We start from the raw sequence: 17,943 nt of genomic DNA on the forward strand, positions 1-17,943 counted from the left end.
GCTTTTTCGGCGGTGTTTCCTTATAATTTCGCGCCTGAGAATATTTGAACTGGATATTTGTTGTATCCATTTTTTGAGGTTTTTATGAAGTTCGCAGAATGCTTTAGGTTAGCATGGGATTTGGCAAGACGCGACCTGCAGGCTAAATACAAAAGATCCTTTCTAGGTGTCTTTTGGATGGTCCTGACACCGCTGTGTTTATTGTTTGTTTATACAGTTGTTTTTGGTGGCATATTAAAAGTAAGTTGGAATGAGCCCGGTTCTAATGTGTCCGTTGGTTTTGTGTTGCCGTTTTTTATCGGCTTGTCGATATATTTGCTTGTCTCCGATGTTGTTAACTCGTCTACGGTGGTCTATGCGAGCAAAAGAACTTATGTTGTCAAGTCGCCGTTTCCTTTGTGGGTGATCTGGCTTGCGAATCTCATGCGTGCCTACGTCCACGGTATAATATACGCGACGATGGTGCTGGTTTTATGCATGGCATTTTCTGTGGTTAGCTTGCCTGGGATTGCTTGGGCTTTGATTTTGTTAATGTTGTCTTTGACTATTATTTCCGCGCTTTCTTTAATTTTATCGATGATTGGCCCTTTTATTGGGGATATCTCAGAGGCAGTCAGGTTGCTGATGCGCGTGCTTTTTTATGCCGCTCCCATCTCATATCCTGTCAGTCTTGCGCCGGAAGCGTATCGTTTCATTCTTTGGCTTAATCCACTGACCGTTATAGTCGAACCTATAAGGGAGGCCTTGGTTTTTGGTAGGGGGCCTTCTCTAATTGTTTTTCTTTCTCTGCTTTCGTCGGCGCTTATTTTAAGTATTTTTTCTGTTTGGTTGTTTAACAGGATCAAAGGGGTGGTCGCCGATGTTGTCTAATATTGAACGCAATCGCCTGCTTCTTGAAGCATCAAGTATAAGCAAAAGCTACGCAAGTTCCTTGCGGCCAATGACTGTCTTTTTCGATGCGTTGCTGAAACGAGCGTCGAAGGGGGTTGGCGGTAAAAAAGTTCTGGATGGCATTGATCTTGAAGTTCGCAGTGGTGAGACGGTTGGGATTATTGGGCGGAATGGTGCCGGTAAGTCAACACTGCTTGGTATTTTGGGAAATGTGATTGAGCCCACTGACGGTCAAGTGTCCCGATATGGCCGTATCGCTACATTGCTCGGGCTCACTGCCGGCTTTAACATGAGTTTCACTGGTAGAGAAAACGCTTATCTTTTTTGTAGTATTCAGGGCATTAACAAGCAAGGCGCTGATCGCAGGATCGCTGATATCATAGCGTTCGCCGATTTAGGTGATTATTTTGATCAGCCTATGCGAACCTATTCGTCGGGTATGCAGTCTCGCCTTGCATTCGCCTGTGCAGTTCATGTTGATGCCGACTTGATCATTATTGATGAGACGTTGGCTGTCGGCGACGCCAGCTTCCGTATGAAATGTTACGACCGTATCCGGGAGATGCGTGATTCGGGGCAGACTTTTCTGTTGGTGACGCACAACCAGAATTTGCTAGCGAATTTTTGTACCCGGGCTGTCGTCATCGAGGGTGGCAAGAAAATTCACGATGGATCCGTCTTTGAGGCCATCGAAGTGTACAAAAGTGTACGAAGCGAACAGCAGCCGAAAGCTCGCTCAATGGGTAAGTCGGAGATCAGTAAGCTTTCATCGACTGCTGAAATGATTAAAGATTTTTCGTTGGAGTATAGGGATCAGGCAAATCAGTATGTATTCAAGGCTAAGTTTTTAGCTGCGAGTTCAGCGGAGTGTATAGCGTTTAATTTTGGTATCAGGAACAGTTCTGGTATTACTGTATGTGCAATTGATGGGGCGGAGTGCGGTCCACTGCTGCATGATGTGGTTGAAGGGGATGAGTATCACTTGGAATTTTCATTTAACAACCACTTGCTCGGTGGGAAGTATTTCTTGAGCTATATTGTCAATGAGGTGGTGGGGGATGCCGCCGTGCCACTTGAGATGTCGCAAAACTTCTTTAATTTCGATGTTACTTCGGTGTCAGGCCAAACTGGCATCGTTGACTTGGGCTTGGCCCTTTCCAGTTCGAGGGTGTAAAAATGTCCAATAACGGTGTTGTGAAAAAAAAGAAGCTTAAGTTCAATGCGTCGCTCGAGTTTCCGCATGTTCCTCCATTTCCCGATATTTTTTTCGAGCGGGTTCCTGTTCTTCATGGCTTTCAAATAGCCATTGCCAATTTTCTCCGAAGTGAAAGGCAGAAAAAGAAAAAAAATCCCTGGGGAGATTTCTTCTGGAATAGAGGTGTCCGCAGACTCTCCAGGTTCAATGCAGTGGAATGCGGCGTTTTTACGGGTAGCAGTCTTGTGGCATGCGCAAAGTACGCGCGTGAGAGCGGTATACCTTTTAAAATGCTGGGCTTGGATACATTTAGCGGTCTGCCGCCACTTTCGGATCAAGACAAGCTGTTCGCGCCGGCTGATGCGACTTATCTGAATAAGACTTTATTTGCAGAGACGTCTCTTGCAGGGGTTCAAGCTCTGATCGATCAAGCTGATCTGAGTCGCTACGTCGAGTTACGTGAAGGCCTTTTTAGTCACTCGCTACCATTGCTGGAAGAACAGAAATATCACTACGTTAATATCGATTGTGATTTGTTCGAGCCGCACATTGAGTGTTTGGAGTACTTCTATCCTCGTATGGTCAAGGGGGGGGTGATTTTTTTTGATGACTATAATTCTGTAAATTACCCGATGGCAGGAAAGGCTATTGATCAGTTTTTTAAAGATAAACCTGAAGCGCTAGCTCAAATCCGATACGGAGATGATGCGCCGAACAGGACGAAAGCATACGTAGTAAAATATTAATGAATATCATTCTTTCGAGGATAAGGCAGTTCTTTTGTTCTTCAAATAAAATAGAAGAAGAAATAACCGTCTCCTTTGGAGAGGGGGTTCAGGTCGCGCCGGATGCTTATTTTGAGGGGTGTCTTTCCAATATCGTGATTGGAAAGCGGGTGGTCATAAAGTCCGGCGCGCGACTTATTTGTACTAACTCGGATTCAACCATTGTTATAGGTGACGGAAGCATACTCCATCCCGGCGCAATCCTGGACACTGGGCCGGGGGGGCGAATAGAGTTGGGTAAATCCAATTCGGTTAACCCGTATTGTGTGCTTTATGGTCATGGCGGGCTGAAAACCGGGAATTATGTGCGGATTGCGGCGCATACTGTCGTCATTCCTGCCAATCACATTTTCGATGACCCTACAGTGCCTATTGCCAAGCAGGGCCTCACTCGAAAAGGCATTCAGATGGGCAGTGACATATGGATCGGGACGGGGAGTCGCATCCTGGATGGGGTCACAATCCATGATGGTGCCATTATCGCCGCGGGATCGGTTGTCAATAGAACCGTCGATCGAGGGGCTATCGTGGGCGGTGTACCTGCAAAAGTGCTCAAGTATCGTCCCGGCTTTGATAAGCCGGTTTGACAAGTCTCTCAGGCGTATTTGCGGTGTTGCAATCAAATGATCGGATCCGCAGGAAGGCGCGTTTCCGATCGCATGCAACACGACCGCTACAACGCCCACCAAACCCCTTTTTTGATCGTTCTCAGGCAATAAAAAAGCCCGCGCGTGGCGGGCTTGGTTGAAATGAGCCACCTTGCGGTGGCAACACTCAGATCAATCAATTGCCAGAACTCAATTAGTCGACGACTCCAATATTGTGCTGCTTTGCCCAATCTGCAAATCTTTCAATGATAAGTCGACTGCCAAATTCGTTGTAATGGCGATAGTCTCGCAGCAAGGGCATTCCATCTTTTATTAGGCTGCATGAGTTCTCGTTACAAAACAGAGGGTTTTGATCGAACACAAAAACCTCAGGATGTTTTGCTACAACTCGATCAATCACAGCGACAATACCCTCCTGTTGTTTTTTAACCTGTTCCAAGGGAAGCAAGCAGTCATTTGCTGCTGGAGCGAACGGGCGGGGAAAGCATGTCCGAGGCTCATACATGACTTCCGGCTTTGGCTTGAAGATAACAGTCGTTACGCCATGTTTGTTCATGAAGTCAATTTTGGCATTTAAAAAATCTTCGTATCGAGCTGCTAGATCGCCACCAGCTTTTAATGGTTCTCCGGTTATCATGTCCTGTTCTCGGCCATCGGCGCCAAGTCTCGGCCAAAGCTCATTTATTATAGCTAATTTTATTGATGGGTTTTCTGCAACTATTTTTTCTTGTGTATCACAGTCAATCGGATAGCCGCCGGGTTGGCACGAACCATAGGAGAGTATGTTTTGCTTTGAGAAACGAGCGCTCTCAACTAGCCCGCCATACAAGTGGTTAGCATAACTATTTCCAATAAGAATAACTGTTGGTGGTGCTGCTTTTTCCTGCGAGCAAAAATAACGAAATGTGGGCGCATACAGAGAGACGCACAGGTCATTTTTTGTGTATTTCCAAGTAGGGCCGACCATGAGCTTGTTCAACTCTTCTTGGTCTACTGCTGCGGCACGCCAAGGGATCCCATCCGCTCGCGCCGCATACCAGCCAAATGTCCCGACGCATACCATTGACAGAGTCAGGCCTACAGTCACGTACGCGCTCTTTGAAAACCTGAGTGGCTTCTCTACAAAAAAATACGTTGCAGATGCCAGCAGCAACGAAGCTATAACTGCCCCGGCTCTAGCAAGCAGAGATGGTTCTTCGCCAAGCACTATATGGGCAAATGAGAGAATTGGCCAATGCCAAAGGTAGAAGGGAAAACTAACGAGTCCAAGAAATTTGGCTGGAGGGCAGGCCAATACATTTTGATTAAGCCAGCCGGATGAAGTCGATGCAATAATCAGCCATGCTCCGAACACTGGAAGGAGAGCCCAATATCCAGGGAAGGTTACTCCCTCTTTGGCGAAAGTATATGAGGCGGCAATCAGTGCTATCCCGAGCCATGCAAAAAATGAATGAGCTTTCCATCCATTCCTGGAGCTATATGCGAGCAACGCTCCCATGGCCAATTCCCAAAACCTGAAAAATGGCAAATAAAATGCAGCGACTTGATTGGTCTTGATGACAATAATAGAAGCTATGAAGGATAGGATTATGGATAAGATCAGAAAAATTCCGAAAAATTTTCCTGTGCGCCACAACAGAACTGCAGCAATTGGCCATAGAATGTAGAACTGTTCTTCTACGCCCAGCGACCATAGATGCAGTAACGGCTTGGTGATTGATGATACATCGAAGTAGCCGCTTTCTCTAAAGAAACCTATGTTAGATACAAAGCCTGCTCCCAAGGCAGTTTGCTTTCCAAGCTCCGCATATTCGTTGGGGAAAAGAGCAAGCCATCCAAAACCTAGGCATGCCACCATCACCAAAATAAGCGAGGGAAATATTCTTCGAACCCTGCGACGGTAAAAATCAACAAAGCTGAAACGCCCCGCCGCAGCACTCTTGTAAATATTGGCTGATATTAAATAACCCGATATCACAAAGAAGACGTCTACGCCTGTAAAACCCCCGACTATGAGCGTAGGAAAAGCGTGATATAACACTACGCCCAAAACAGCGATGGCGCGAAGCCCGTCAATATCGCCGCGATATGGCACATGAGGTTGCGAGGCTACATCAGCGATGGATATCACTGACTCAGCCTTTGACAGTATTGGCTCAGCCTTTGACATTACTACCGCTCCCTCCCGGGCATGGCAGGAATGTGGTGCATAACGACTTGGCTCCTCCATCTGTCATGTACCGCATTGGCAACAAATTCGTTAATTTTCTTTTCATGAGCTTGGTTCATCGACATGCATGTTAGAAATGCCAACGCTACGTCGGCGGCGCGAAACGGTACCATGTTTATGCCCGGGCAGGTTGCCTGGGGTCGCATCCGCGCATCTATTGTCCGGAGGCTCAACCTCTTGGAATGCAGGTGCTAGCCTCAGGCGTGCCGGCTCGTATAGCGGAAATGCAGCTGGAGAAAATTCGGCATAACCGGCACGGCGATGTTGTCGGTGCAAGCGGTACCTTGTCCAGGTCGGTTGTTTCCTGCACCGTCGAGCAATTGCACGGCAGCAAAGCTTCAAGGTCTTTGATCGAGGCTGCCCTTAACAGGTATGCCTCGCGGGGCGCAGTCAAACGCGGGGCTCTCGGTCGTAACCTTGGCGGTCTTGAGCCAGCTGGTCTGTTTGATGCAAGTCATGAAGCCCTGGTGAATATCGTCCAAAATGTCCTGCCCCGAAAAAAAAGTCCGCGGATAGGTAGGTGTTCGGTAGAATGCGCGGTTACGAATCGCATCGGGATTGAGCTTGCGCTGCATGAGCAGAGCCAGGGTTCTTATTCATGGGCGCGGATTGCTATATCTCTTTTTATCGGTTTTTGTTTTATTTATTGGCCGGTCCGTTTGTAGTTGCGTTGACCAAAGGGCGGGGGAAGTGTTCAGAGGTGGGAAGTCTTATGGATAGACATCAGATAAACGTGGGCTGGTGCGTTGCCTCACTGTCGCTTGACATGGCCAGTGTGCGCTATCGGGCATTACTTCCTTTGCTGGCACTTGAAGCGAAAGGCTTTACCTGCAGTCTGTTTACCAGTCAAGGTCCTGTCAATCTTGAAAGCCTTGATGCCCTTGTCGTCGTCAAAGCTTTTTCTGTTGAAAGCCTGGCATTGGTTCAGCGTGCCCGGGCTCTGAACATGCCCGTCATCATCGACCTATGTGACAACGTTTTTGTGCCTGGTTATGGCAAGGGACCATTGGGCACGCATGGCGAAATGTTCATCAGAATGGCCCAGCTCGCAACTGCTGTTGTGACAACCACTGAACCTTTGTCAGACGTCATAAAGGCCCATGTGCCAGGCGTGGCCGTGCACGTCATTCCGGATGGCCTGGCTTCTGAAACGGTAACGAACGAAGGTCGCAAGCTTGTCGAAGATGCCATGGCGATGCAAAAAACCATGGCTCTCTCCTTGTGGCGCAGCCGGTTTATGAGGCTGGCGAATGAGATCAAGGACTCAGGCGGTATCTACACGCTCAAGCGTTTGTTGAAGAAGCAATTGCAACGTATCAGGAAAAAGCGTGGCAAGGATGGTTCGATCGCAACTGTTATGGCCATTGTGGGGGTACCCTTGCGCCCGCTCCGGAGACTGGCTGCGGTCTTCAAAAAGACAAGGGGTGTCGCAGTTCCTGCGATCCCTCCTGTGATTTCAAATGCACCAGCCCCTGATTCGTCGAAAACCATGTATTTACTGTGGTTCGGTAATCATGGTGCCGATTACGCCGACTTCGGCATGCTGGACTTGCTTCTCATCCAGGATGCACTGGAAGCGATCGCGCTGGAGTATCCGGTTGAGCTTGTGGTGATCAGCAACAACGCTGCCAAGTACGAGCGCTTTATCAAGCCGATGGCTATTGCATCACGCTATGTGGAATGGTCGATCAACGTTGTCGACGACTGGATGGCTGTTTCACGGGTTGTTCTGATCCCTAACTCCTGCGACCCGTTCAGTGTCTGCAAGTCCGCCAATCGCACGGTTCATGCCCTGACACGAGGCATTCCCGTCGTCGCTACCGCAACGCCTGCACTGTCGCCGTTAGCCGGCAGCATCATGACCGGTGATTTTTTGCAGGGGCTGCGTCGTTATCTGTCGAGCACCGAAAATGGTCGCCAAGACGTAGCGCTTGCACGGACGCTGATTGAGCAGCACTTCAGTTCTGCTGTCATTGGCTCTCTGTGGCAGGATGCGGTGCAATCGGCCATCGAGCAACGCTCCGGTGCAGACTCCTACGAAGCAGAGGTCGTCGTGGTACTGCATCTGGTCCAGGACCTGGATCTTGCGCTGCCGATCATGCTTGAACTCAAGCAGCGCGAGATAGCGCTGCAGGTGGTGTGCAGCGGCGCATTGCTCAAAGCTTCTCCGCGAGTGATGAAAACCCTGTCACTTCATCAGATCAATGTCCGAGTAGTATCCGCCACCGAGCCGTTGGCTTCATTCCACTTCAGCTCCCGGACTAGAGTGCTGCTGACGGTATCGGAAACCAATCTCAGTCCTCATCGATTCAGTCGCACCCTTACCGAAGCGGCGAAGGGTGTCGGCGTCATGACTGCGACCTTGCAACATGGTCTCGAGAATGTGGGCTTGACCTACAGCGACAAGATCCAATCGATAGACCGGATCAATTTCGCCGCCGACAGGATTTACCTTTGGGGCGGGCTGGAAACCTTGCACGCCGACATCAGCGCAGCTACCCGTGCAAAATGCGTTTCGGTTGGCTGCTCCAAGGTGGGCCAGGAAGAGGTTGCCAATCTGGATACGTTGATCGCTCCCGAAGCTTGTGTGGTTGGTGTCTTTGAAAACCTGCATTGGCATCGGTACTCCGAAGAATATCGGCAGTTTTTTCTTGCAGGGGTAACTGCGCTGGCGGAACAATTTCCTGCTGTCACCTTTTTGATCAAGCCTCATCATGCGGGGCTGTGGCTGACCTCTCGTTACAAGGGAGACAAGCCCGTCGCCTCGAATCTGATCATCGCCGATCCCAAACAGCCCGAATGGGAGCGATATACCGCTGGCGGGTTGTTGGGTCGGATGAAGGCGGTTATCACCAGTCCTTCTACTGTGGCTCTCGATGCAGCAGCGCGCGGGTTGCCGGTTGCTGTGGTCAAGGGCGATCTCGACACCCAGACCTACGCTCCACTGTACGCCATCGAGCAGATGGCGAACTGGTCCGCGTTCATCGAGCGCGTTCTGGATGAAAGCCAAGCGCCAGAGTTCAGGCACCTTTCCGAGCGTTTTGTAAAACGTATGATCTTGGAAGGCGATGCCGCCATCCGAATAGTTGACGACTTGGTTTGCTCAACATCACTACATTCCCAGGTAACAAATCAATGACACAGCGTATTTTCATTACCGGCGGTGCCGGCTTTATCGGTAGTCGTCTGGTCAAGGCCCTGCTCAAGGAAGATGCTTCTCGCTCTATTTGGGTCTTCGACAACCTGCACCCTCAGGTCCATGGTGGTGATGCTGTCGACCCTGTCCTGCCGCAGAACGTACGCTTTGTCCGCGGCGATGTCGCCGATGCCCAGGCGCTGATGCAAGCCGTAAGCGAAGCTGATCCGGAGTTGGTGTATCACCTGGCAGCAGAAACCGGTACCGGCCAGTCTTACGATGAGCCGTCTCGTTATTGCTCGGTCAACGTGTTGGGGACAACCCACTTGATCGAGGCGCTTCGTAAGCAGAACAATGTGCGCAAGGTCGTACTGGCGGCATCGCGGGCAGTATACGGTGAGGGCGGTTACGCCGATGCCCGCGGTGTGGAATATGTCGGCTTGCCACGCCAGCCACAGACGATGACCGCTGGTGACTTCACGGTGCCATTGCCGGCAAGTGCGGTGTTACCGGCTCGGCCTATCGCCAGCCACGCGGGGCTGCCGCCGGCACCGGCTTCGGTTTACGCTTCGACAAAACTGATGCAGGAATACCTGCTATGCCAGGCCGGTGACGGCGCGCCGTGGGATGCGACCATTCTGCGTTTCCAGAATGTCTACGGTCCTGGCCAGTCCTTGCGTAACCCCTATACCGGCGTATTGTCGATCTTCGCTCGTCAACTGCTTGCCGGTGGCGAACTGGCGATTTTCGAAGACGGCGATATTGCCCGTGATTTCGTTTTTGTGGATGACATCGTGGACGCGTTGGTCAAGGCGAACAATGCCAACGTTGCCCACGGCACAATTCTCGATATTGGTAGCGGCGAGCCGGTCTCGATCCTTGAAATGGCCAGAATGCTGATGCGCAATCTGGGCGTGAGCGACACCTCTTATAAAATCACCGGCCAGTTCCGGATCGGTGATATTCGCTATGCGTGCGCCAACATTACCGCCGCCCGGGCCGCTTTGAACTGGAGCCCGAATGTCAGCATTCAGTCGGGCGTAGAGCGTCTTGCCGAATGGGCGAAGGTAGAATTCAAGAACGCTAACGTTTAAGAGGGATTTTCGAATGGTTCATGACGATGAAGTGATACGGGTATATGTGGGTGTTGATCGCTCGCAGCTGTTAGCCGTTCCCGTCCTCGAGTATTCGATCAAGCGACATACCACGGCCAAGGTTGAAGTTATCCCGATGCTTGACCTTCCGGTACCTGAGCCGTTAGACCCGCGTAACGGTCAGCGCACCGGGTTTTCCTTCAGTCGTTTCTGCATTCCCAAACTCAGCGGCTACAAGGGTAAGGCGATCTATATGGACGCCGACATGCTGGTGTTTCGTGATATCCGCGAACTGTGGAACATTCCGTTCGATGGCGCGAAAATCATCATCCAGCAGGAAGTAAAGTTCACGGACGAGTCGACCCAGAAAGTTGGCGCCCCGAAAACCCGCAAGAAGCAGTGCGCCGTGATGCTGCTCGATTGCGAGCGTTTGGACTGGGACGTTGAAACCATTGTGCGTGGCATGGATGAAGGGCGTTATGACTACGACCAGCTCATGTCACAGCTGATCATTCTGGACGAAGAGCACGTCAAGTACGGTGTGCCGTTCGAATGGAACAGCCTGGAGCACTGGGACACGGACACTCGGTTGATTCACTACACCGACGTCTATACTCAGCCCTGGTCCGCCTGCGGCAACAAGAACGCCTGGCCATGGTTTGCTGAAGTGCGGATGATGCTGGCGGACGGGACATTGACCGAAGCAGCCATCCAGAAGGAAATCGACCTCGGTTACTTCAGGCCTTCACTGCTGCGCGACATCAAATATCGCCATTTTATTCCATCGTTCCTGCACGGCCTGTGGGACAAGAAAAATGCGGCTACCGACAAACTGTCGGGCTACATTCCGCACAAGGCTGTTTATGAAGCCAAGCGCCATCGTCAACAAGTGATCAAGGCGTATGAGGCCAAACTGCAGGCCGGGCAAAGTTCGGGTGATCAGAAGGCTTCCAACGCATGATTGCGTTTCTCAAGTCGCTGTTCAGACCGCGTGCTACCGGAGCGTCGAGTGATTTCGACGTTTTCCAGGCCGGCAACCCGAATGGCCGGAACATTCTGATTTTTACCGAGAATGTAAACGCCACCTATTTCATCAGTTTCGATCTTCCCCTGCGCGAGATGCATCGCCGGGGGGAAGTGAACTTTGCCGTTGTTTCCCAGAATCTTGTCGCGCGAAAGGGGGATGGGTGCTGGAAGCAATGGAGTGATTCGTTCAATCCGGATCTGGTCGTCATTACTCGATACGGTCAGCCATTTGGCGCCGATATTGTCGATTACTTCAAAGCGCAGAACATTCCGGTTGTCTATCACATCGACGATAACCTGTTGGAAATTCCCCATTCGCTAGGTGCGGAGATCCAGAAGCGCCAAGGCGCCCAGGACGTTATCGACGCGCGTCGATATCTGCTCGCCCACTGTGATCTTATCTACGCATCCACTTCTCATCTGGCAGGTCTGCTGGGCGGGATGTACCCCCACCAACCTATTTTTCACGGGATGTATGCGCCGTTTATGGGGGAGCGGGTCACTATTGTCCGGCAGGAGCGTTCGTATCAGACGATAGGTTACATGGGGTCCAAGGGGCATCAGGAAGACCTGGACATGGTTGTGCCGGCGCTTGAGCGTCTGCTCGACGAAAGGCCCGAGCTGCATTTTGAGGTGTTCGGTACCATCCAGATGCCCGAGCGCCTCGTGCGCTTCGGCGACAGGGTTAAAAGCCACAAGGTCAATAAAGCTTACGCGGAGTTTCTTTCCGTGCTGGCCGGTTTGAACTGGGACATCGGCCTGGCACCTCTGGTCAACGAAGACTTTAACCTGTGCAAGGCACCGACAAAATTCATTGAATACACTGCGGCGGGGATTCCTGTTATGGCGTCGAACATCCCGGTGTACAGCAAAGTGATTCCGGAGGGTGGTGGAGCGCTAGTGAATGAGGGGTGGCATGAGGCGTTGAAACAGTCTCTTGACTCGCCGCAGTCGCGCAAGCAGGCATTGGAGATTGCTCAAGCCTATTGTGCTGAACAGTTCTCGATCGGCAAGCTTGAACGACAACTGGACAAGGTGTTTGACATGGCCCATAGCTATCGGAGTTAGTGCCTGCCGGGTGCGCACGGATGTTGTGAATTCTGTGGTGCAGAAAATAACCAGATGATGTGGAATTAACGGGCGATGTTATTCAACTCCATAGAATATGTGATTTTGGAAGAGTGTAGATATTTCAATGCCGGTTCCATTCAGAAGCTGGCCGACTGGCAGTTTGGCGCGGAAAAAAAATGAATCAGCAGACCGATGAACATCCAGCGCCAACTGCCACGGATAACACTGATACACCTGTACGGGTTTTTGTAGCCGCGACTCCCGCGGAATGGCTGCCAATGCGAGTGCTGGAGTTTTCGATCAGAGAGCGATCTTCTCTATCGGTTGAACTGTCGGCGATTTATAGTCATCAGCGATCGATACCGCAGCCTAAAGGCCTGGAAAACCGGGCCCGTACACCGTTTTCGTTTCAGCGATTCCTCATTCCGGAGTTGTGTCAGTTCAAAGGGCGAGCCATTTACATGGACGCCGACATGCAGGTCTTTGCGGACATTGAAGGACTTTGGAATCAGCCGTTTGGCGACAATCATCTGTTGACGGTAGCAAGCGGGACCCAGGGGCGCCGTTCGCAATTCAGCGTCATGGTTCTGGACTGCGAGCGATTAAACTGGAAGATCGAAGATATTGTTGCTGATCTGGACAGTGGGGCGCTTGAATACCGCACATTGATGTTCGAAATGAGCGTCGCGAAACAGATTGGCTACTCGGTGCCGGTGACGTGGAACTCTCTGGAGCAGTACTCCGCCGGACAGACCTCATTGCTGCATTACACCGACATGAACACCCAGCCTTGGGTTTCTCTTGAGAACCCGAACGGCCATCTCTGGATGGCATGCCTTAGAAGAGCCATCGACAGCGGTTTTATCAGCCGTGCCGAGGTCGCCAGAGAGGTTGACCAGCATCATGTAAGGCCTACGCTGTTGGCTCAGATCGACGCTGGCATAGATCGTACTTCTGAGTTGAGCGTCACTGCGGTGATTCGTGATCTTGCGTTTCAGGCGCCTTATCACAAGCTGGGTAAGAAATGGTTGGGGCGACTCAGAACCCGCACGTTGTATTACGTACGTCTGTGCCGATACATCATTAAAAAATTGTGATCGGTGCGAGCAGCACTTTTTTGAAAAGGGCACCTTGTGTCGGTGCCCGCTGTGTCACCTTAAATCTTGTTCAGGCAGATGGCCAGAATGAGGCTGATGTTACCGGCCAGGGTCTGGCGATAAACACCTGACTTTTTCATGAGGCGAAACCTCTTGAAGATGGAGCTTTGCCGCCCATGTTTGAAGTCATTCAATGTCTGCCGATTCACGGGTGTCAGTTCCCCTTCAAGTAACTCAAGGATCTGAAGGTTTGAATCACTCCAGCGGCTGAAGCGTCCGTCGATCAACTTGCCGAGGCGTATCAGGCGCTCTTTGAAACCGGAATTGGCACCGATGACATTGCCACCGTGCTGGCGATAGTCCAGCGTCGGCTCTGAATCGTAGATGACGTTTCCACCGCAGGCTGTCGTCAAAAGATAGGTGAGCCAATCGTGCGCGACAACGGTCATGGTGTGGGGGATCTTGTTCAAGAGGTCCCGTGCTGCGCTATTGAGGAGCATCGTATTGGCACCGGCAATGCTTTGGATCAGCGCATTCTGGAAGACTGGGGGCCGTTTGAAGTCAGGTGAAAAACCAATGATTTTCCGGTCTTGATCGATCAGGCGAGTGCGGGAGCAGTACAGGGCTGGCAGATGGGGGGGCAGCGACTCCAATTGTCGGATACTTCTTTCCAGCTTGTTATTGAACCAGATATCGTCCTGATCGCTGAATGCAAAAAAGTCTGCCTTTATATTCTCGTTTCTTACCAGCGACATGAAGTTTTCAGCAAAACCTGCGCGCGGACCACTGAACACTTGTATGCGTTGTGAGTTGATCAGGTCCTGGTAATTTTCCAGCAGTGCAAGCGTTCCATCGGTAGAGCCATCATCAGAAATGTATAGCGTCCATTTTTGATGTGTCTGGGCTATGAAAGAGTCAATTTGCTCTTTAAGAAATGTGCAGCCATTAAACGTACACAGAAGGATCGCTACTTCGGGGGCTGTCAGTGAACTCCTTGAGTTTTCGACGAATAGCTCAGCGTCTGATCTACCGGACAGGGGCGGTTGCTGGTCCATGCGTCCTCGCATCATGAGTTTAAAAAATGCATTGTCAGTGCGTAAAAAAAAAGACTGATGTCTACTTGACATCATCCTGGGTGATAGAACCGGCATCGGGGATGCGCACAGGGCGTGCATTTTATCTGTCTGGAAGGTTTAATCTCTACTCTTTTACGCTCTACTGGAGATTAGAGTGAATGCGTGAAGCGTGCCCGGGCACCGGCGCCTGCTTCGTTTATCGAAGGAATTGTTCTGTGACTGTGGTGCAATCCCTGCATGGCTTGGACTAACTGAGATCAAGATGGAAGGAATGGGAATGGACAAACTGCGGATATTCCTTTTGGGAATGCCTCGCCAGAGAAAGCGCCTGATTCAGGTGATCATGGACGTGTTCCTGGTCTGGATCTCGCTGTGGGGTTCGTTCGTGGTTCGTTTGGGTATAGACGATCTGCTTGAGCCTCTGAGGGCTCACCTGTGGTTGTTTCTTTGCGCGCCAGTGATTGCCATCCCTCTGTTCATTCGGTTTGGCATGTATCGGGCAGTCATGCGCTACTTTGGCAATGAAGCATTGATTGCCATTATCAAGGCGGTTAGCCTTTCTGCGCTCATTTTAGCAGTAGTCGTTTTCTGGTATAGCAACCATCAGGTCGTCGTCCCCCGTTCCATCATCTTCAACTACTGGTGGCTAAGCCTTGTCATCATCGGAGGCCTACGCCTATGCATGCGCCAGTACTTCATGGGCGACTGGTTCACCGCGGCCCAGCACGTACCGTTCACCAGCCGCGATGACGGCCTGACCAAAGTCGCCATCTACGGCGCAGGCGTGGCAGGCAACCAGTTGGTCGCTGCGTTGCGCATGGGCCGGGTGATGCGCCCCGTAGCCTTCATCGACGACGACTCCAGCATTGCCGATCGCTCTATTTCAGGCCTCCAGGTCTACAAACCGAAACACATCCAGCAGATGATCGACGTCACCGGCGCACAGGAAATCCTTTTGGCCCTGCCGTCATCCACCCGCGCACGACGCAGGGAAATTCTCAATCTGCTGGAGGCCTATCCCCTCCATGTGCGAAGCGTCCCGAACTTCACCGATCTGGCCAGTGGTCGGGTCAAGGTTGAAGACATCCAGGAAGTGGATATCGCTGACTTGCTGGGTCKTGATGCCGTGCCAGCCCAGGCTGATTTGCTCGAGCGCTGCATCAAAGGCAAGACAGTCATGGTCACTGGCGCCGGCGGATCGATCGGTTCGGAACTATGTCGGCAGATTTTCTCCCTTGGCCCGACCACGCTTTTGCTGTTTGAGCACAGTGAGTTCAACCTCTACAGCATCCTGTCGGAATTGGAGCAGCGCGGCTGTCGTGAGTCGGTGTCGGTCAAGTTATTGCCCATACTCGGCTCAATTCGTCACCCGCACAAACTGCTCGATGTGATGAAGACCTGGCATGTGGATACCGTTTATCACGCGGCGGCTTATAAGCATGTGCCGATGGTCGAGCACAATATCGCTGAAGGCGTGCTCAACAATGTCATCGGTACGCTCAATACCGCTCAGGCTGCCCTGCAGTCGGGGGTCGCGAACTTCGTTCTGATCTCCACCGACAAGGCCGTACGCCCGACCAACATCATGGGCAGCACCAAGCGCCTGGCGGAGTTGACCCTTCAAGCCCTCAGCCGTGAAATTGCCCCGGTGTTGTTCGGCGATAAAGCCAATGTATCCCGGGTTAACAAGACTCGTTTCACCATGGTGCGTTTCGGCAATGTGCTGGGATCGTCCGGCTCAGTGATCCCGCTGTTCCACAGTCAGATCAAATCCGGTGGCCCGCTGACGGTCACGCACCCGAAAATCACCCGCTACTTCATGACGATCCCCGAAGCCGCGCAATTGGTGATTCAAGCCGGTTCCATGGGGCAGGGCGGCGATGTGTTCGTGCTGGACATGGGCGAGCCGGTAAGGATCGTCGAGCTGGCAGAGAAGATGATTCACCTGTCCGGCTTGAGCATCCGTTCCGAGCGAAATCCCCAGGGCGATATTTCGATCGAGTTTACGGGCCTGCGTCCGGGAGAGAAGCTCTACGAAGAGTTGCTGATTGGGGATAACGTCGCAGCGACGCCACATCCGATGATCATGACCGCCAACGAAGACCATTTGCCCTGGGACGTGCTCAAGGGGCGTTTGACCGAGTTGCTGCTTGCCGTCGAACAGGATGATTACTCCCGCGTCCGTCAACTTCTACGCGAAACGGTCAGCGGCTACACCCCCGACGGGGAGATCGTCGACTGGATCCACCAGCAACGCCGCCTCGAACCCTGATTGTTTCACATCCTGTAACGGACACACTTTTGACAGCTCCATCACATCGCCTAAGTTTGGGAGGCAGCTTCGGAAAAGCTGCTTCTTCCAATCGATGTCATGGAGCTTCATTTATGCGTACTGGCTACTTCTACTCTCTGGTTTTTGCCCTGCTCACCAGCGCCTCTATTGCGGCAATCGCTGCGCCGACGGCTGCGCCAGAGGCTGCCAAGGCACCCTTGGTGCTGGACGCTGCCGCCAAGTCTCAAACCGCCAAGGTCGATCTGAATGGGGCCGATGCGCCAACCCTGCAACGGGAGTTGTCCGGGATCGGTGAGGCGAAGGCCAAGGCGATTGTTGCTTATCGTGAGAGTAATGGGCCATTTTCGTCGGTAGACGAACTGCTGGAAGTGAAGGGGATTGGCAAAGCCATTCTGGACAAGAATCGCGAGAAGCTGGAAGTGAACTAAGCTGATAGATCCACACCAGGAGGCCGGTCATTGACCGGCCTTTTTTGCTTGTTGCTGCGGAGGTCTATCTGGCCCCTTTCATCGGGATGCAAAAAATTACGGCTATCATATGGCGATAAAATTATGCCTATAATAAATCCGTCGTTCGCTGAAGCGTTCGTCTTCCCTTAAGCATCCTCCCAGGAGCACTGTCATGAATTCTGTCCAGACCCAAGGTACGGCCCTCGTCACCGGCGCTTCTTCCGGCATTGGCGCGGTTTACGCGCAGCGGTTGGCGGCGCGTGGTTTTGATTTATTGCTGGTCGCCCGTGATCAGGAGCGATTGGAGGCTGCCGCGAGCAAGTTGCGCGCGGAGTATGGTGTTCAGGTGGAGGTGCTCAAGGCGGATCTGACGCAAAAGGATGAGGTGCTGAAGGTCGAGCAACGTCTGCGCAGCGATTCGAGCATCAGTCTGTTACTGAACAACGCAGGTATCGCGGCGGATGGTTTGTTGGCCAACGCCGACATGGATCAGATGGAGCGCCTGATTCAACTGAACGTTACCACGGTGACGCGGTTGGCCTCGGCGGCGGCAGCCAGTTTTGCCAAGGCGGGTCGCGGGACGATTATCAATATTGCGTCGGTGGTGGCGTTTTTGCCTGAGCGGTTCAACGCTACGTACAGTGCGAGCAAGGCTTATGTGTTGAGCCTGACTCAGTCGTTGAATGCTGAGCTGCAAGGCACCGGGGTCCAGGTGCAAGCGGTGTTGCCGGGCGTGACACGCACCGAGATTTTGGAGCGCTCCGGTATTGATGCGTCCCAGATTCCGGAAGACATGATCATGGAAGCGGGGGAGATGGTCGACGCGGCGCTGTCGGGTCTGGATCAGGGTGAACTGATCACCATTCCTTCGTTAGCGAATGTCTCGGAGTGGGAAGCTTTTATGGCGGCGCGTCATGCGATGGCGCCGAATCTGTCCAGAAGCACGGCCGCCGCGCGTTACAAGTGAGGCGCCATGAATCGACTGAGGTATT

The 17,943-nt window shown here is 52.0% G+C and carries 15 protein-coding genes; 12 read left to right on the top strand and 3 right to left on the bottom strand.

What is annotated here, in order from left to right:
- Positions 1 to 84 precede the first annotated feature (84 nt).
- The 4 genes from AC1D2Q_RS14285 to AC1D2Q_RS14300 are packed head-to-tail and all read left to right on the top strand — an operon-like array spanning position 85 to position 3,458.
- Complete coding sequence (locus AC1D2Q_RS14285) at positions 85 to 870, top strand: ABC transporter permease (RefSeq protein WP_477813576.1); 786 nt, start codon at positions 85 to 87, stop codon at positions 868 to 870.
- Complete coding sequence (locus tag AC1D2Q_RS14290) at positions 860 to 2,065, top strand: ABC transporter ATP-binding protein (RefSeq protein WP_477813577.1); 1,206 nt, start codon at positions 860 to 862, stop codon at positions 2,063 to 2,065. The genes AC1D2Q_RS14285 and AC1D2Q_RS14290 overlap by 11 nt, the downstream gene beginning before the upstream one ends.
- Before the next feature lie 2 nt (positions 2,066 to 2,067).
- Complete coding sequence (locus tag AC1D2Q_RS14295) at positions 2,068 to 2,832, top strand: TylF/MycF/NovP-related O-methyltransferase (RefSeq protein ID WP_477813578.1); 765 nt, start codon at positions 2,068 to 2,070, stop codon at positions 2,830 to 2,832.
- Positions 2,832 to 3,458, top strand: a complete 627-nt coding sequence (locus AC1D2Q_RS14300; protein WP_477813579.1) for an acyltransferase — start codon at positions 2,832 to 2,834, stop codon at positions 3,456 to 3,458. The genes AC1D2Q_RS14295 and AC1D2Q_RS14300 overlap by 1 nt, the downstream gene beginning before the upstream one ends.
- Before the next feature lie 214 nt (positions 3,459 to 3,672).
- Here AC1D2Q_RS14300 and AC1D2Q_RS14305 read toward each other — a convergent pair whose 3' ends face one another.
- Positions 3,673 to 5,649 (bottom strand): acyltransferase family protein, encoded by a 1,977-nt coding sequence (locus AC1D2Q_RS14305; protein ID WP_477813580.1) that lies wholly within the window; start codon positions 5,647 to 5,649, stop codon positions 3,673 to 3,675.
- Between the two features lie 398 nt (positions 5,650 to 6,047).
- Positions 6,048 to 6,284 carry a hypothetical protein gene (locus tag AC1D2Q_RS14310; protein WP_477813581.1) on the bottom strand — a complete coding sequence of 79 codons (237 nt, stop codon included), beginning with the start codon at positions 6,282 to 6,284 and terminating at the stop codon, positions 6,048 to 6,050.
- 23 nt (positions 6,285 to 6,307) lie between these two features.
- On the opposite strand from AC1D2Q_RS14310, the gene AC1D2Q_RS14315 reads away from it, so the two are divergent.
- The 5 genes from AC1D2Q_RS14315 to AC1D2Q_RS14335 all read left to right on the top strand — a co-directional run bounded on the left by AC1D2Q_RS14315 (position 6,308) and on the right by AC1D2Q_RS14335 (position 13,133).
- Positions 6,308 to 8,848 (top strand): glycosyltransferase, encoded by a 2,541-nt coding sequence (locus tag AC1D2Q_RS14315; protein ID WP_477813582.1) that lies wholly within the window; start codon positions 6,308 to 6,310, stop codon positions 8,846 to 8,848.
- A complete protein-coding gene (locus AC1D2Q_RS14320) occupies positions 8,845 to 9,939 on the top strand; it encodes an NAD-dependent epimerase/dehydratase family protein (protein WP_477813583.1) in 1,095 nt (364 codons plus the stop codon). The genes AC1D2Q_RS14315 and AC1D2Q_RS14320 overlap by 4 nt, the downstream gene beginning before the upstream one ends.
- A 13-nt stretch (positions 9,940 to 9,952) precedes the next feature.
- Positions 9,953 to 10,900 carry a glycosyltransferase gene (locus AC1D2Q_RS14325; RefSeq protein WP_477813584.1) on the top strand — a complete coding sequence of 316 codons (948 nt, stop codon included), beginning with the start codon at positions 9,953 to 9,955 and terminating at the stop codon, positions 10,898 to 10,900.
- The gene (locus AC1D2Q_RS14330) at positions 10,897 to 12,033 is read left to right on the top strand and encodes a glycosyltransferase (RefSeq protein ID WP_477813585.1); all 1,137 of its coding nucleotides are present in this window, start codon (positions 10,897 to 10,899) and stop codon (positions 12,031 to 12,033) included. The genes AC1D2Q_RS14325 and AC1D2Q_RS14330 overlap by 4 nt, the downstream gene beginning before the upstream one ends.
- A 179-nt stretch (positions 12,034 to 12,212) precedes the next feature.
- On the top strand, positions 12,213 to 13,133 hold the full coding sequence (locus AC1D2Q_RS14335; protein ID WP_477813586.1) for a glycosyltransferase: 921 nt from the start codon (positions 12,213 to 12,215) through the stop codon (positions 13,131 to 13,133).
- A gap of 59 nt (positions 13,134 to 13,192) precedes the next feature.
- On the opposite strand, the gene AC1D2Q_RS14340 is transcribed toward AC1D2Q_RS14335, so the two are convergent.
- Positions 13,193 to 14,188 carry a glycosyltransferase family 2 protein gene (locus tag AC1D2Q_RS14340; RefSeq protein ID WP_477813587.1) on the bottom strand — a complete coding sequence of 332 codons (996 nt, stop codon included), beginning with the start codon at positions 14,186 to 14,188 and terminating at the stop codon, positions 13,193 to 13,195.
- 298 nt (positions 14,189 to 14,486) lie between these two features.
- Between AC1D2Q_RS14340 and AC1D2Q_RS14345 the strand changes: the two genes are divergently transcribed.
- From AC1D2Q_RS14345 to AC1D2Q_RS14355, 3 genes are all read left to right on the top strand, one after another.
- Positions 14,487 to 16,481 (top strand): polysaccharide biosynthesis protein, encoded by a 1,995-nt coding sequence (locus AC1D2Q_RS14345; RefSeq protein ID WP_477813588.1) that lies wholly within the window; start codon positions 14,487 to 14,489, stop codon positions 16,479 to 16,481.
- Between the two features lie 113 nt (positions 16,482 to 16,594).
- The gene (locus AC1D2Q_RS14350) at positions 16,595 to 16,930 is read left to right on the top strand and encodes a ComEA family DNA-binding protein (RefSeq protein WP_477813589.1); all 336 of its coding nucleotides are present in this window, start codon (positions 16,595 to 16,597) and stop codon (positions 16,928 to 16,930) included.
- A 193-nt stretch (positions 16,931 to 17,123) separates the two neighbouring features.
- A complete protein-coding gene (locus AC1D2Q_RS14355; RefSeq protein WP_477813590.1) occupies positions 17,124 to 17,918 on the top strand; it encodes an SDR family NAD(P)-dependent oxidoreductase in 795 nt (264 codons plus the stop codon).
- The last annotated feature ends 25 nt before the right edge of the window (positions 17,919 to 17,943 follow it).

It is taken from the genome of Pseudomonas sp. P1_A1 (genome assembly GCF_056406935.1).

What these genes read in the sequence shown, in the direction of transcription:
- AC1D2Q_RS14350 (WP_477813589.1), top strand. Translation starts at nt 16,595, where the DNA reads ATGCGTACTGGCTACTTCTACTCTCTGGTTTTTGCCCTGCTCACCAGC.
- AC1D2Q_RS14290 (WP_477813577.1), top strand. Translation starts at nt 860, where the DNA reads ATGTTGTCTAATATTGAACGCAATCGCCTGCTTCTTGAAGCATCAAGT.
- AC1D2Q_RS14355 (WP_477813590.1), top strand. Translation starts at nt 17,124, where the DNA reads ATGAATTCTGTCCAGACCCAAGGTACGGCCCTCGTCACCGGCGCTTCT.
- AC1D2Q_RS14320 (WP_477813583.1), top strand. Translation starts at nt 8,845, where the DNA reads ATGACACAGCGTATTTTCATTACCGGCGGTGCCGGCTTTATCGGTAGT.
- AC1D2Q_RS14335 (WP_477813586.1), top strand. Translation starts at nt 12,213, where the DNA reads ATGAATCAGCAGACCGATGAACATCCAGCGCCAACTGCCACGGATAAC.
- AC1D2Q_RS14310 (WP_477813581.1), bottom strand. Translation starts at nt 6,284, where the DNA reads ATGCAGCGCAAGCTCAATCCCGATGCGATTCGTAACCGCGCATTCTAC.
- AC1D2Q_RS14295 (WP_477813578.1), top strand. Translation starts at nt 2,068, where the DNA reads ATGTCCAATAACGGTGTTGTGAAAAAAAAGAAGCTTAAGTTCAATGCG.
- AC1D2Q_RS14300 (WP_477813579.1), top strand. Translation starts at nt 2,832, where the DNA reads ATGAATATCATTCTTTCGAGGATAAGGCAGTTCTTTTGTTCTTCAAAT.
- AC1D2Q_RS14285 (WP_477813576.1), top strand. Translation starts at nt 85, where the DNA reads ATGAAGTTCGCAGAATGCTTTAGGTTAGCATGGGATTTGGCAAGACGC.
- AC1D2Q_RS14340 (WP_477813587.1), bottom strand. Translation starts at nt 14,188, where the DNA reads ATGGACCAGCAACCGCCCCTGTCCGGTAGATCAGACGCTGAGCTATTC.
- AC1D2Q_RS14325 (WP_477813584.1), top strand. Translation starts at nt 9,953, where the DNA reads ATGGTTCATGACGATGAAGTGATACGGGTATATGTGGGTGTTGATCGC.
- AC1D2Q_RS14315 (WP_477813582.1), top strand. Translation starts at nt 6,308, where the DNA reads ATGGGCGCGGATTGCTATATCTCTTTTTATCGGTTTTTGTTTTATTTA.
- AC1D2Q_RS14330 (WP_477813585.1), top strand. Translation starts at nt 10,897, where the DNA reads ATGATTGCGTTTCTCAAGTCGCTGTTCAGACCGCGTGCTACCGGAGCG.
- AC1D2Q_RS14305 (WP_477813580.1), bottom strand. Translation starts at nt 5,649, where the DNA reads ATGTCAAAGGCTGAGCCAATACTGTCAAAGGCTGAGTCAGTGATATCC.